This window comes from Variovorax sp. PBL-E5, from assembly GCF_901827185.1.
Classification (GTDB): domain Bacteria; phylum Pseudomonadota; class Gammaproteobacteria; order Burkholderiales; family Burkholderiaceae_C; genus Variovorax.
In genome coordinates this window covers 4878753-4892669 of the sequence record NZ_LR594671.1, presented here as the reverse complement: position 1 = coordinate 4892669, position 13917 = coordinate 4878753, and the positions used below count along the sequence as shown (strand labels likewise).

Annotated in this window: 13 protein-coding genes; 11 read left to right on the top strand and 2 right to left on the bottom strand. The window is 67.5% G+C overall.

The genetic code is table 11. The features are described from left to right. Positions 1-23 precede the first annotated feature (23 nt). The 3 genes from WDLP6_RS23880 to WDLP6_RS23870 are packed head-to-tail and all read left to right on the top strand — an operon-like array spanning position 24 to position 2668. Positions 24-1469 (top strand): amidohydrolase family protein, encoded by a 1446-nt coding sequence (locus WDLP6_RS23880; RefSeq protein WP_162594347.1) that lies wholly within the window; start codon positions 24-26, stop codon positions 1467-1469. A 24-nt stretch (positions 1470-1493) separates the two neighbouring features. Beyond that, the gene (locus WDLP6_RS23875; RefSeq protein WP_232077516.1) at positions 1494-2219 is read left to right on the top strand and encodes a sulfite exporter TauE/SafE family protein; all 726 of its coding nucleotides are present in this window, start codon (positions 1494-1496) and stop codon (positions 2217-2219) included. Positions 2220-2260: 41 nt separating this feature from the next. After that, the gene (locus tag WDLP6_RS23870) at positions 2261-2668 is read left to right on the top strand and encodes a VOC family protein (RefSeq protein WP_162594346.1); all 408 of its coding nucleotides are present in this window, start codon (positions 2261-2263) and stop codon (positions 2666-2668) included. A gap of 6 nt (positions 2669-2674) precedes the next feature. Here the strand turns inward: WDLP6_RS23870 and WDLP6_RS23865 are convergent, their stop codons facing one another. Further along, the gene (locus WDLP6_RS23865) at positions 2675-2941 is read right to left on the bottom strand and encodes a hypothetical protein (protein ID WP_232077264.1); all 267 of its coding nucleotides are present in this window, start codon (positions 2939-2941) and stop codon (positions 2675-2677) included. 239 nt (positions 2942-3180) lie between these two features. Between WDLP6_RS23865 and WDLP6_RS23860 the strand changes: the two genes are divergently transcribed. Together WDLP6_RS23860 and WDLP6_RS23855 are read left to right on the top strand one after the other, a co-directional pair. Continuing rightward, positions 3181-4398 (top strand): SAM-dependent methyltransferase, encoded by a 1218-nt coding sequence (locus tag WDLP6_RS23860; protein ID WP_174259896.1) that lies wholly within the window; start codon positions 3181-3183, stop codon positions 4396-4398. Continuing rightward, positions 4388-5740 (top strand): FAD-binding oxidoreductase, encoded by a 1353-nt coding sequence (locus WDLP6_RS23855; RefSeq protein ID WP_162594345.1) that lies wholly within the window; start codon positions 4388-4390, stop codon positions 5738-5740. Before WDLP6_RS23860 ends, WDLP6_RS23855 begins: the two co-directional genes overlap by 11 nt. A 31-nt stretch (positions 5741-5771) precedes the next feature. On the opposite strand, the gene WDLP6_RS23850 is transcribed toward WDLP6_RS23855, so the two are convergent. Then, entirely contained in the window at positions 5772-6671 is a 900-nt protein-coding gene (locus WDLP6_RS23850) for a MurR/RpiR family transcriptional regulator (protein ID WP_162594344.1), read from the bottom strand. A gap of 188 nt (positions 6672-6859) precedes the next feature. Between WDLP6_RS23850 and WDLP6_RS23845 the strand changes: the two genes are divergently transcribed. Genes WDLP6_RS23845 through WDLP6_RS23820 form a run of 6 tightly spaced genes read left to right on the top strand, consistent with a single transcriptional unit; the run spans position 6860 to position 13887 of the window. Further along, positions 6860-7723: an SDR family oxidoreductase gene (locus WDLP6_RS23845; RefSeq protein WP_162594343.1), complete on the top strand. Its 864-nt coding sequence runs from the start codon at positions 6860-6862 to the stop codon at positions 7721-7723. A gap of 46 nt (positions 7724-7769) precedes the next feature. Next, the gene (locus tag WDLP6_RS23840; RefSeq protein WP_162594342.1) at positions 7770-8801 is read left to right on the top strand and encodes a substrate-binding domain-containing protein; all 1032 of its coding nucleotides are present in this window, start codon (positions 7770-7772) and stop codon (positions 8799-8801) included. Positions 8802-8813: 12 nt separating this feature from the next. Continuing rightward, positions 8814-10340, top strand: a complete 1527-nt coding sequence (locus WDLP6_RS23835) for a sugar ABC transporter ATP-binding protein (RefSeq protein ID WP_162594341.1) — start codon at positions 8814-8816, stop codon at positions 10338-10340. Then, the gene (locus WDLP6_RS23830; RefSeq protein ID WP_162594340.1) at positions 10337-11323 is read left to right on the top strand and encodes an ABC transporter permease; all 987 of its coding nucleotides are present in this window, start codon (positions 10337-10339) and stop codon (positions 11321-11323) included. Before WDLP6_RS23835 ends, WDLP6_RS23830 begins: the two co-directional genes overlap by 4 nt. Positions 11324-11342: 19 nt before the next feature. Further along, positions 11343-12305, top strand: coding sequence for an ABC transporter permease (locus tag WDLP6_RS23825; protein ID WP_162594339.1), 963 nt, complete (start codon positions 11343-11345; stop codon positions 12303-12305). 31 nt (positions 12306-12336) lie between these two features. Beyond that, positions 12337-13887, top strand: a complete 1551-nt coding sequence (locus WDLP6_RS23820) for an FGGY-family carbohydrate kinase (RefSeq protein WP_162594338.1) — start codon at positions 12337-12339, stop codon at positions 13885-13887. Positions 13888-13917: the final 30 nt, after the last annotated feature.

Genomic DNA, 13917 nt, shown 5'->3' with positions numbered 1-13917 from the left:
AGCAAAGACAAGCGAGGTCGATGATGAAGACAAGGATCGAGAACGGGACGGTGGTGCTTTGGCGTCACGGCAGGCACGAAGTCGTCGAAGACGGCGTGGTGCTCATGGATGGTGGCTCGATCGCTGCGGTGGGAACCCGCGCCGAAGTCCTCGAGCAGGCCGGTGCCGACGCGGATGCGTTGATCGATGCTTCGGGGCGTCTGGTCATCCCGGGCTTCGTCAACACGCACCTGCATGTCACCGATACGCCTTTCACGCGGGGCTATCTGGAAGAAGCCACGAACTTGAGCGTCGATGCGAAGGAAACCAACTACGGGACGCTCTACAGGATGCTGCCTGCGGTGCGCCATGCGATCGATCCCGAGGCGCAGTTGATCGCCGCGGAATGCGCTCTTGCGGAGTTGGCGCGCACCGGCTCGACGACCGTGGTGGAACTTGGCTACGACTACGAGGTCGGCGGCGATGGTGACATCCGGATCACCGAGAAGATCGCCGAGACCGCCATGCGGGTCGGGCTGAGGATGTATTCCGGACCCCGCTATCGGGCCATGCATTACGGGCATGCACCGCAGGGAAAGGTCTGGTACGAGCACTACCCTTTCGAGGGCCGCAAGCGTTTTCGCGATTGCGTGGACTTCTGCACTTCCTGGGACGGACGCTTCGATGGCCGGCTGCGTACGCTGCTGGCGCCGGGCCAGATCGACACCTGCGATCCGGATCTGCTGCGGGAGACCCGGCGCGTCGCGAATGCGCACAAGCTGCTGATCCAGGTGCACGCCGGTCAGTCGCCCAACGAGTATCAGCGCATCGGCGCGGAATACGGCATGACGACTGTCGAGTACATGCAGCACACCGGACTGCTCGGGCCTGACATGATGATCGGCCACGGCCAGATCATGACGGCCGATGGGAATCTGGCATCGCTGAAGCCCGACGAAGTCGCCGCATTGCGCGATTCGCAGACGACCGTCGTGCACCTGCCGTGGGTCAAGGCCCGGCGCGGCGGCGTGATCAATTCCATTCACAAATACGCCGGGCTGGGCATTCGGCAGTCGCTCGGCACCGACACCTTCCCGTTCGACATGTTCAACGACATGCGGATGGCTGCGACGGTGTGCCGCATTGTCGAACACTCCGCAGACGTCGCGCAGTCCAGGGACATCTTCACCATGGCCACCGTCGGCGGAGCCGATGCGTTGGGGCGTCCGGATCTGGGGCGGTTGGCTGCGGGGTGCAAGGCCGACGTGGTCCTGGTGCGCATCGACACCTTCAAGGCCGCGCCTCTCTATGACCCGTTCAAGTTCCTTGTGCTTGCGGCAACCGGAGAGGACGTCGACCAGGTGATCGTGGAGGGTCGAACGATCGTGAAGGGCGGCGAGCCCCTGCATGTGAACAGGCGGGAAGCCGTTCGCCGGCTCAACGATGCGGCCCATGCCGTGCATCGGAAGATCGCCCAGGAACTCGGCTGAGCCGAAGAAAAAGCGAATGTGCCCATGCTGTGGATTTGCGCGATCACCGTGTCCGGATTCCTGATTGGTGCGACGGGCATTGGTGGGGTACTCGTCGTGCCGGTCCTTCATGAACTTCGGGGCATCGATTTTCGCGCGTCGATCGCGGCGGCATCGCTGGCATTCGGTCTTCCCGGCGTGATGGCGCTCTGGAGAATGCGAAGCGAGCGCGGTGTGCTCACGAAGGACGAACTGCTGCTGATCGGCGCCACCATTCCGGGCGCATTGCTTGGCGGACTGTTCGTGCATGCAGCCGAAACCCGCCTGCTGTTGGGTGCACTGGGGATCGCGACGCTCGCAAGCGGCTTCTGGGGATTGCGAAAGCAGAAAGCGACCGGGACCGCGCCGCCCTTGCCCGGAGCCCTGGCGTGCACCGCGGGATGTGCCGTGGGTTTCGGTTCCGCGTTGACAGGCACCGGTGGCCCGGTCGTCCTGTGGCCGGTCATGATGGCGGCGAGACAGGAACTGAGAAGTTCGCTGCTGGTGGCGCAGGCCATCCAGCTTCCGATTTCCATCTGCGCATCGGCCATCCACACGGCTTCCGGTGGCATCGATCTGAAGCTGAGCGCCATCGTCGGCGCCATCCTCGTCCTGGGTGCGCTGGCCGGCCAGACGGCCAGCGTGTTCCTGTCGGCCAGGCTGCTTCGAATGGCCGTTTGCCTGCTGCTCATCGCGACGGGAAGCTTCTACGTCTACCGTGTCCTGGCGTGATCCGCTCGGCATGAAATGGGCCACCCTACAATGCAGACACCATGATTCGCATCCGCGAAATCGACCATCTCGTTCTGCGTGTCGCGGATCTCGAAGCGATGCTTCGCTTCTATTGCGACGCCCTGGGATGCACCATCGAGCGCCGCCAGGATGCATTGGGACTGGTTCAACTCCGCGCCGGCAGTTCGCTCATCGACCTGGTGCCGGTCGATGGCGAACTCGGTCGCGCCGGCGGCGCCGCGCCGGGGCCGCAGGGTCGAAACATGGATCATTTCTGCGTGCGGGTCGAGCCCTTCGACGAGGCGGAAATCCGGCAGCATCTGGCCCGCCATGGCTGCGCCGCCGGCGCCCTGGCGCAAAGGTTCGGCGCCGAGGGAGAAGGGCCGTCGATCTATGTCACGGATCCCGAGGGCAATGTGGTCGAGCTCAAGGGGCCGCCGAGCCGCTGACCGAAACTAGACGAGGTGAGCGATGAGGACGAGCACGGATGCGGCCAAGGTCATGATGACGGCCAGGGCCCAGGTCTGGCGCTGATGGCGATTCGTCTCGCGGTCGCTCTCCCGGAGCTGTTCGGTGAGCGCGCTGGATGAAAGGGGCGTCGGCCCGCTGCGATAGCCCTCGGGATCGGGCACTTCCAGCGTGAAGGTTCCGCTGGGGATTTCCGTCGCGTCCGCGTCCGGATTTTCACTGCGGCCATCGACCGCGTCGCTCCGAGATGTCATCCCCTGAGTTTCGCCCAAGGCTGCCTATCAGCACATCAAAGTCCCTTGCCCTGCATCGAAAAAGGCCATTCCTCCTCCTGTCAGGCCGGCCTTTTCCATCCGAGGTGATTACAACGATATGTAATCAAATGTCAGATGCCGCGGCAGCCGGAGATCGCGTCGAAGTCCGACAGGCAACGGCGGCTTCAACGGGCAAAAGGCGGACACGCCCGGAGCCTTCGGCCGGAGAAAATCCCCGCATGATCTTCACACGCCGCCTGCGCGAGACGCTCGAAGGGATCGGCACGCGCGCGGGCATCACTTTCGCGGCCCGGCTGCCGGATGGCAGCGAGTTCGTCGCCGGCCAGGGCGCGCCGGCCTTCACGGCGGACTTTCATACCCGGGGCGCCGTGCTGGGCGTGCTCGCACGCGGCCACATGGGCTTCGTCGAAGGCTATTTCAATCAGACGATCGACGTCGAAGGCGACCTCGGCGCCGCGCTGGCCGCCGGCATGGTGTCGCGCTTCGACCAGAGCGGCGGGCTCAACGCCCTCGAGAACCGGCTGCACGAATGGCGCCACTCGAACCGGGACCCAGGCCGTGCCAAGGACAACGCGCGCGCGCACTACGGGCTGGGCACGCCGTTCTACAAGCTCTGGCTGGACGAGGCGCTGATGATGTACACCTGCGGCTACTGGCCCGAAGGCACGCGCACGCTGGAGGAGGCACAGCGCAACAAGGTTGATCATGTGTGCCGCAAGATCCAGCTCCGGCAGGGCGAGCGTTTCATCGACATCGGCTGCGGCTTCGGCGGCTTCATGTTCAGGGCGCACGAGACCTGCGGCGCCACCGGCGTCGGGCTCAATGCCGCCACCGAGCAGGTCGACTGGCTGCGCGACGAGATCGAGCGCCGCGGTCTCGGCGCCATCCTGCAGGTGCGCGAGGCGGATTTCCGCGAGGTGGACGGCCCCTACGACAAGGTGGTGTCGATCGGCACCCTCGAGCATGCAGGCCGCGACCAGATTCCCGAGGTGGTTCGCGCGCATGCCGATTTCCTCAAGCCGGGCGGCCTCGGCCTGCTGCACTTCATCGGCCATGTCGGCCGCTTCGAGACCGAGCTTTTCATCCGCAAGCATGTCTTTCCCGGGGGCTGGATTCCGTGCCTGGCCGACGTGATCGTCGAGATGGAGCGCAGCGGTCTCGAGGTGATCGACATCGAGAACCTGCGCCGGCACTACGCGCCGACGCTGGACGCCTGGGCCGAGCGCTTCGAAGCGCGGTGGGATGCCATCCATGCGCTGGACCCGAAGCGCTTCGACGAACGCTTCCGGCGCATCTGGCGCACCTACCTGATCGGCTGTGCCGAGATGTTCCGCTCCGCGAACGGCTACACGCACCTGTTCCAGATCGTCTTTTGCAAGGGCAACGTGACGCGCTCGAACTATCCGATGAGCCGCGCGCACCTCTATGAACGCTGAGGTCGATGCCCATGCCGAGCGAAGGCAGCGGCTGCTGTCTGCGATCGGCGGCGCCATCGCGGCCGGCGGTGCGCCGCTCGGTCTCGCCAAGCGCACGTCGAATCTTTTCCGGGACCGTGCGGAAGGCGCCAGGCAGCGGCTCGATCTGAGCGAGTTCGATCACGTCATCGAGGTGGACGGCGCCGCCGGCCTGGTGCAGGTCGAAGGCATGACGACCTACGAATCACTGGTCGCGTCGACGCTCGCGCGCGGCGCGATGCCGGCCGTGGTGCCGCAGCTCAAGACGATCACGGTCGGCGGCGCGGTGGCCGGCGTCGGCATCGAAGCGACCTCGTTCCGGCACGGCCTGGTTCATCACACGCTGAAGGAGTTCGACGTGCTGCTGCCCGACGCGAGCATCGTCACCTGCACGCCCGACAACGCGCACCGCGATCTCTTCTTCGGCTTCCCGAATTCGTACGGCTCGCTCGGCTATGCACTGCGGCTGGTGCTGCGCACGCTGCCGGTCAAGCCTTGCGTGCGCGTGGAGCATGCGAGGCACGCGAACCCGGACGACTTCTTCGCCGCGCTCGCGCGTGCATGCGAAAGCGATGCCGACTTCGTCGATGGCGTCGTCTTCGGGCCGCAGTCGCTGGTGCTCAGCACGGCCCGCTTCGTGGACGAGGCACCGTCGCCGAGCGACTACGGCTTCGAGCGCATCTACTACCGCTCGCTGCTCGATACGCCGGTCGACCACCTGCGCACGCACGACTACCTCTGGCGCTGGGACACCGACTGGTTCTGGTGCTCGAAGAACTTCGGCGCCCAGCATCCGTGGGTGCGTCGCCTGTTCGGCCGCTCGCATCTGAACTCGCGCACCTACACGCGGCTGATGCGGCTGAACGCGCGATGGGGTCTGACGAAGCGGCTGGCGCACTGGCGCGGCGTGGTCCCGGAGTCGGTGATCCAGGATGTCGATATCCCGATCGCTTCGGCACCCGGCTTCCTCGATTTCCTGCTGCGCGAGATCGGCATTCTCCCGATCTGGATCTGCCCTGTGCGCGCGCCCGACACGACATCGCCCTTCACGCTGTATCCGCTCGATGACGGCCTGTACCTGAACTTCGGATTCTGGGACGTGATCGAGAGCCGCGAGCCGCACGAGGCGGGCCACTTCAATCGCCTGCTCGAGCAGGAAGTGCTTCGGCTCGGCGGCATCAAGTCGCTCTATTCGGACAGCTTCTTCACGCGCGACGAATTCGCGCGCGCCTACGGCATGGCGTCCTATGAGGCGTTGAAGGCGCGCTACGACCCCGCGGGCCGCGCGCCGCATCTCTACGACAAGTGCGTGCTGCGCGCGTGAGGCCGGCTTGTCGGCTCGGCCGCTTCCGCCGCTATTTGTAGCGGCTGCCTTCGGTTACCGCATTGGTGTCCTTGAGCGCCGCGATGGACTTGCCGACATGCTTGACGGCGAAGCGCGAGTACATCACATCCGTCACCAGCAACTGCGCCATCTTCGACAGCATGGCTTCGTGGTACGGCGCGTTGCCGACCGCGGCCTCGGTGGTGTTCGTCAGCAGCGTGATGCTCGCGGTCTGCGCCAGGGGCGAGTCCGGATAGGACGTGATGGCCACCGTCACGGCACCGCGCGCACGCGCGGCGCGCAGCGCTTCGACCACCGGGATCGTGCGGCCTGAATTGCTGATGGCGAAGGCGATCGAGCTCTTGGCCAGCGTGGTGGCCGAGATCTGCTGCACGCCCTGGTCCTTGTAGAAAAGGCAGCGCTTGCCCACGCGCATGAAGCGCATCACCGCGTTCTCGGCCGCCAGCGTCGAGGAGCCCATCGCGAAGAAGGCCAGCGTGTCGCTGCGGTCGATCGCGGTCGCCACCTTGTCGAGCAGCTTCAGGTCGAGCCGTTGCGCCGTGTCCTCGAGCGCGCTGATGTTGCGAAAGAGGATCTTCTTGACGATCTGCGCATTGGTGTCCGACGCGGAGATGTCGTCGTAGACGAAGGCGTCGTGGGGCGCCGGCGCGCCCTGGCCGTGGGTCGACAGCGCCTCGGCGATGCCGATCTTCAATTGCTGGTAGCTGGGCACGTCGATGGCGCGCACGAAGCGCGTGATCGTCGACTCGGACACTTCGCACACCTCGGCAAGATCCTTGATCGACTGCGTCTTGACGATGTCGGGATGCTTCAGCACATGGCCGGCGATGCGCTTGAGCGCGGGATTCAGCTGGCTCTGCGCCTGCCGGATCGTGTTCAGCACGCCGGTCCGGTCGAGCTGGGTGGTCATTCTTCAGGACTCCTGTGGCGATGGAAGGAATTTTCCTCCATGGTACCCGGCTTGGCGATCGCTCTCTCGAAGAGACGCCTGCGCGGCGGCAGTGCATCGGGGTTTTCCCCTTGAGTGAAAACTATAGAAAGAAATTCCTTGCTTGAAAAGTTCGACGGTATTAAATTCCGCAACAACGAGACCGAGACATGAATTTCACTTCCGTCACCGCCGCAGAAAAGGACGTGCAGCCTTCGCCGCAGGGCGGCGCGCTGGCCGGCCGGGTGGCGGTCGTCACCGGCGGCTCGTCGGGCATCGGGCTCGCCATCGCGCGCCTGCTGTCGCGACAGGGCGCGCGCATCGCCGTCCTGGCGCGCGACGACGAGTTGCTCGCCCTGGCGCGCAGCCGCTCGGCGCAAGGCGCTCCGCGTCATCGCTGGCTGGTCGCCTCGGGCGATGTCGGTCGTGCGGCCGATGTCGAAGGCTTCATGGCCTCGGTCGAGCAGGATCTGGGCGACATCGACATCGTGGTGAGCAATGCCGGCTTCCATCACGCGGGCGCCATCGAAGATGTCTCGCACGAGGCCTGGCGCCGCGTCTTCGACACGCATGTCGGCGGTGCATTCCTGTTCAGCCGCGCCGCCTTCGCACACTGGAAGCGGCGCCGGCGCGGCGGCTGCCTGGTCTTCGTGGCCAGCAAGGCGGGCGTGGCCGCGAGCCCGGGCGTCGTCGCCTACGCATCGGCCAAGGCCGCGCAATTGCAGCTCGCGCGCTGCCTGGCGGAAGAGGGCGGCCCGCACGGCATCCGCGTCAACTGCGTGCTGCCGGACGGCGTGATTCGCGGCACCGGCATCTTCGACGATGCCCAGCGCGCCGCCAATGCGCGCCGGCACGGCGTGGCGCCGGACGCACTGGAGCACTACTACGCGCAACGCAATGCGCTCAAGACCTCGATCGGGCCCGAGGACGTGGCCCGCGCGGTGCTGTTCCTGTGCAGCGAGACGCACAGCGCCACCATCACCGGCGCCTCGCTCACCGTCGACGGCGGCCTCTGCGCTGCCTATGCGCGCTAGCGCAACGGGCGCATCGAAACGATTCCTTCACCCTGGAGACAAGACCATGACATCCGACCGCTTCATTCCCCGTCGCCGCGCCTTCGCCGCATCGATGCTCGGCGCCGGCGCCGCACTGATGGCCGGCGCTTCGCCCGCGCAGGCGCAGACGGCCGGCAAAGGCCGCACCTACTACTACGCGTCGCAACTGCTCGGCCATCCTTACCTGCTCGATTGCCACCTCGGCATGCGCTACGCGGCCAAGGCCTTCGGTGCCGACATCCGCACCGTCGGCCCGCAGGGCTGGGATCCGGTGGGCCATGCCTCGGCCGTCGAACAGGCCATCGCGAAGAAGCCCGCCGGCATCGTCACCAGCCTGTGGGAGCCGGGCGCGGTGCCCGCCATCAAGCGCGCGATGTCGCAGGGCATTCCGGTCATCGTGATCGAGGCCACGGTGCCCGACAACGGCGCGCTGAGCTTCATCGGCATGGACAACTACGCCTGCGGCGCCGACACGGCCAAGGCGCTGATCAAGTTCGCCGGCAAGAAGGGCAAGTACGTGGCCAGCGGCAACTGGGGCGCATCGAACACCGATGCCAAGGTCAAGGGACTCACCGACTACCTCAAGGCCAACAGCGAATGGGAACTGGTCGGCCGCGTCGACGACAAGGCCAGCACCGAAGCCGCGATCGCGTCCTCCAAGGCGATGTTCAACACCTACAAGGGCCTCAATGCCGTGGTCGGGCTCGATTCGAGTTCGGGCAGCGGCATCGCGCTGGCGGCCGAGGAGATGGACGTCGATCTCGGCAAGATCACGGTGGTCGTGCACGACCGCGAGTCGCCGGTGCTGGAGTACATCAAGAAGGGGCTCATCAAGGGTTCGGTCATCAACAAGACCGCGCTGCAATGCTTCGCCGCCGTGCAGATGCTGGAGTCGTACAACAGCCCCAACGGCCTGGCCGGCGTGCCGATCTCGGCCGACAACAAGGCCGCGGGTGTGGTGGCGGCGCCGCAGCAGGTGTTCATGGGCACGGAGCTGATCACGCGCGAGACCGTGGACCTGTTCAATCACCAGAAGATTCCGCAGTACCGCAGCTGAGCGAGCGCCGCCATGAACGACTGCAGTCTGAAGATCGCGAACGTCTCCAAGGCCTACGGGGCCGTGCGTGCCCTGCAGGACGTGTCGTTCAGCGTGCGCCGCGGCACCATCCACGCGGTGCTGGGCGAGAACGGCGCCGGCAAGAGCACGCTGATGAAGGTGATCAAGGGCGAGGTGGCGCCCGATCGCGGCAGCATCGAACTCGACGGCCAGGCCTACGCGCGCTACGAGCCCGCCTACACGCGCGGCCTCGGCGTGATCATGGTGCACCAGGAGCTGGCGGTGTTCGACAACCTCTCGGTGGCCGAGAACATCTTCCCCGACCTCGGCCGCTTCCGGCGCGGCGGCGCGATCGATGCCGGCCGGCTGCGCGCCGAAGCGCGGCGCGCGCTCGCGAGCTTCGACTTCGACCTGCATCCCGATACCTTGCTGTCGCAGCTGACGCTGGGCCAGAAGCAGCTCATCGAGATCCTGCGCGCGCTCAACCAGCCGCGCCGGCTGCTGATCCTCGACGAGCCCACCTCGGGCCTGTCGACCGCCGAGGCCGACCGGCTGATGCGCCTGCTGCGCAAGCTGGCCGACGGCGGCGAGACCATCCTCTTCATCAGCCACCGCATCCCCGAGATCCTGGGCGCCTGCGACGAGGTGAGCGTGCTGCGCGACGGCCGCTACATCGAGACCTTCGACTGCCGCCGTGCGACCGAGGCCGAGCTGGTCAACCGCATGGCGGGGCGCGAGCTGGCGCGGGACAGCGCGCTGCGCGCCGTCCGTCCGGCGGGCGGCGAGCCGCTGCTGCAAGCGAGCGGACTGCGCGTGCCCGGCCGCCTGGACGACCTGAGCCTGCGTCTTCACGCGGGCGAGGTGGTGGGCCTGTTCGGCCTCGAGGGCTCGGGCAGCAGTGAGGTCGCGCCCGCGCTCTTCGGACTGCATGTCGCGAAGGGCGAGGTGCAGGTCCGCGGGCAGCGCGTGCCGCATCTGCTGCCGCACGAACTGCGGCGTCGCGGGGTCGGCTTCGTCAACACCAACCGCAAGGAGGCCGGGCTCTTCATGCGCAGCAGCATCGCCGCCAACATCTCGTCGCCGGTGCTGGCGCGCTTCAGCGGTCCCGCCGGCTGGCTGCGCCGGCAGGAGGCGACGGCCTTCGCGCGCGACTACATGCAGCGCTTCTCGATCAAGGCCGCGAGCGCCGATGCGCCGCCGGCCGACCTGAGCGGCGGCAACCAGCAGAAGGTGATGCTGGCCGCCGCGCTGGCCGACGACCCGCAGGTCGTGCTGATCAACGAACCCACGCGCGGGGTCGATGTCGGCGCCAAGGCCGACATCCATCGCCATCTGCGCGGCCTGGCCGAGGCCGGCAAGAGCCTGCTGGTGATGTCCTCGGAGCTGCCCGAGCTGCTGTCGCTGTGCGACCGGATCCTGGTGATGCGCTCGCGCCGCATCGTCGGCGAATGCGGTCCCGGCGAGATGGACCCGGAAGCCATCATGACCCTGGCCGCCGGCCACGCGCCGGCATCGCCGGCCACCGGAGTACCCGCATGAAACAACTCGCCATCGATACGCTGCCGGCGCCCGCGCGGCGCCAGGCCTTCTCGCCCATCGACCGGCAGATCGTGCCGATCGCCCTCATGGTGGTGGCCGCGACCGTGCTGCTCGGGCTCGCGCATCCGCGCTTCCTGGAGATCGGCAACCTCTACGGGCTGCTGCTCGACCTGTCGCTGCAGATGCTCGCCATCAGCGGCTTCGTCTACGTGATGGCGACCGGCGAGATCGACCTGTCGGTGGGTGCCGTGTACGGATTCACCGGCGCGCTCGCGGGCTTCCTCATGCAGCAGATGGGCATGCCCTTTGCCGTCGCGGCCGCGCTGTCGCTCGGCTGCGCGTTGCTGTTCGGGTTGATCAACGGCTTGCTGACGGTGAAGCTGCGGCTGAACTCGCTGATGCTGACCATCGGCACCATGGTGCTGATCCGCGGGCTGAGCGGCGTGCTGAACACCGTGCTGGTGGGCCAGACCTTCTCGTCCGCGTTCCGCGCGCTGGCGCGGGCGCATGTGGGCGGCGTGCATGTCGTCGTCATCGTGGCGCTGGCGCTGCTGGTGGTCTTCACGGTGCTGGAGCGGCGCACCGCGATGTTCCGCCGCCTGTACCTGGCGGGCGAAAGCGCCGCGACCGCGCTGCTCTACGGCATCCGGGTCGATCGCATCAAGATCGCGGCCTTCGCCGGCAGCGCGCTGGCGGCCGGTGCGGCCGGGCTGGTCGCGGCCTCGCGCGTGACGCACGCCGATGCGCAGCTCGGCGACGGCCTCGAGTTCACGCTGGTCACCGCGGCCGTGCTCGGCGGCGCCAGCCTGTCCGGCGGCAAGGGCACGTTGGCCGGGTCCTTCCTCGGGCTCGCATTCCTGGCCGTGGTGGTCAACGGCATGGTGGCCTTCGATGTCGAGCCGGCGCTGCAGTCGCTGGTGGTCGGCGTGCTGCTGATCGTCGCGGTGACGCTGGACCGGCGTCTCGCGGCCCGCCGTCGCTGACGCCCAAGGAGAAGCGCTCATGGTCAATTTCATTCTTCGTTCGATCCGCATCCCCGCCGGCCTGGTCGCGCTCGCGATCGCGCTGCTGGCCATCGGCAGCGACAGCTTCGTCGACATCAACAACCTCGACTCGCTGCAGGCGACCGTCGGTCCGCTGCTGATCCTGGTCGCCGGCATGACGCTGCTCTTCGTCATCGGCAACTTCGACCTGTCGATCGGGGCGGTGATGGGGCTGGCCGGTATCGTTGCCGCGATCGGGATGCAGGCCGGGCTCGGCGTGGTCGTGTCCTGCCTGCTCGCGATGGCCTGCGGCGTCGGGGTGGGCGCGCTCAACGGCCTGCTCGTGGCGGTGCTGGGCATCAATCCGCTGATCGCGACGCTGGCGATGCTGGCCATCGTGCGCGGCCTCATCGAATGGCTGGTGCGCGGCCTGGGCGTCGCCGGCTTCACCTCGATGCCGGCCGATTTCGTCGCGCTCGGCAATGCCAAGCTGCTCGGGCTGTCTGCGGTGGTCTGGACCGGGCTGGGACTGATCGCGGCGGCCGACTGGGGCCTGAGCCGCTGGCCGCCGCTGCGCCAGCTCTATTTCATCGGCGGCAATCCCGCGTCGGCGCGGCTGCTCGGGCTGCCGGTGCGGCGTGCGACCTTCGCGGTCTTCGTGCTCACGGGCGCGCTGGCCGCATTGGCCGGCCTGATGGCGACCGCCCGCGTCGGCATGGCCAACCGCTACCTCGGCGTCGGCGCCGAGATGGAAGTGATCATCGCCTGCCTGATCGGCGGCGCGGTGCTGGCGGGCGGCCGGGGCTCGGTGCTGTGCGCGGCGCTGGGTGCATTTTTCATGGCGCTGTTGAAGAATGGCTTCAACCTCGTCGAGGTCGCGCCGCAGTGGCAGGGCGTGGCGCTGGGCGCCATCCTGGCGCTGGTGGTGGTGCTCGACGGGCTGAGCGCGCTGCGCCGGCGCAGGCAGGGCCTCGCGGCCTGAGACGACAAGACAACAGGACGGAGACGAAGACATGGCCTATCTGATCGGGGTCGACATCGGCACTATGGGCACCAAGACCGCGCTCTACGACGAGAGCGGCCGCCTGGTGGCCGATGCGTTCGAGGAATCGAAGCTGCTGTACCCGGCGCCCGGCGCCGTCGAGCAGCGGCCCGACGACATCTACGGCGCGGCCGTCAACACCATCAAGGCCTGCATCGCGAACTCGGGTGTGAACCCTGGCGACATCGCCGGCATCGCCTGCGACGGCCAGATGGCCGGCGTCGGCACGGTCGACGCCGAGGGCGGCGCGCCCACGGTGTACGACTCGTGGCTCGACACGCGCTGCGCGCCCTACATCGAGCAGCTCAAGCGCTGCCGCGGCGAGATCATCCGCTCGGCGGGCGGGCCGCCCTCGTTCTCGCATGGCGCCAAGATGTTGTACTGGAAGCACGAGCATCCCGACATCTACCGCCGCATCGCCAAGTTCGTCGTGCCCTCGGCCTACGTGGCCGGCCGCATGGCGGGGCTGCGCGGCGGCGATGCCTTCATCGATCGCACCTACCTGCCGTTCAGCAACTTCGCCGACACCGCGCGCAGCCGCTGGAACAAGGACCTGCTCGGTGAGTTCGGGCTGGACGACAGCAAGCTGCCGCGCATCGTCGATCCGACCGACATCGTCGGCCGCGTCGACAGCCGCGCGGCCGCGCTGACCGGCCTGCGCGAAGGCACGCCGATCGCCGCCGGCTGCGGCGACGCCACGGCCAACGTGCTGGGCGCCGGCATCGTGCAGCCCGGCATGGTGTTCGACGTCGCGGGCACGGCCGCCTGCCTGTCGATCGTGGTCGACCGCTATGTCGCGGACGAAGGCGACGGCATGCTGTTCTCGTGCCCGCACGTGATCCCGGGGCTTTACTTCGCGATGGCCTACGTCAACGGCGGCGGGCTCAACCTGCGCTGGTTCCGCGACGAGTTCTCGCAGCTCGAGAAGGCGATCTGCGAGCTGGACGAGGAAAGCGTCTACCAGCGCCTCGGCCGCATGGCCGAGAAGGCGCCGCCGGGCGCCGACCGCCTGCTGTTCTTGCCGCACCTGGGCGGGCGCGTGTGCCCCAACAACACGACCATGCGCGGCGCCTTCATCGGCCTGAACTGGGCCCACAAGCGCAAGCACCTCTACCGCGCCATCCTCGAAGGCATCGGCTACGAATACCGGGCCTACCTCAAGAGCGTCGAGGCGCTGGTGCCGGCCTTCCGTGCCAGCCATGTGATCGGCATCGGCGGCGGCGCGCGCAGCCAGGTGTTCAAGCAGGTGAAGGCCGACATCCTCGGCCTGCCCTACCGCACGCTGGACCGCGAGGAGTTCGGCACGCTGGGTGCTGCGCTGGTGGCCGGCAAGGCCGTCGGCCTCTACGGCGACCTGGCCACCGCGTCGCAGCAGATGAACCGCACCAAGGGCGACCCGATCGAGCCCAATGCCGCGCTGAAGCCGCTCTACGACGACATGGCCGAGGCCTACCTCGACATGCTCGCGAGCAACCAGGGCGTGTTCGACAAGCTGGCGCGCGCCGGCAGCGCGGCCCGCTGATTTTTCACCCCGCGACCGATCGATGCCCTT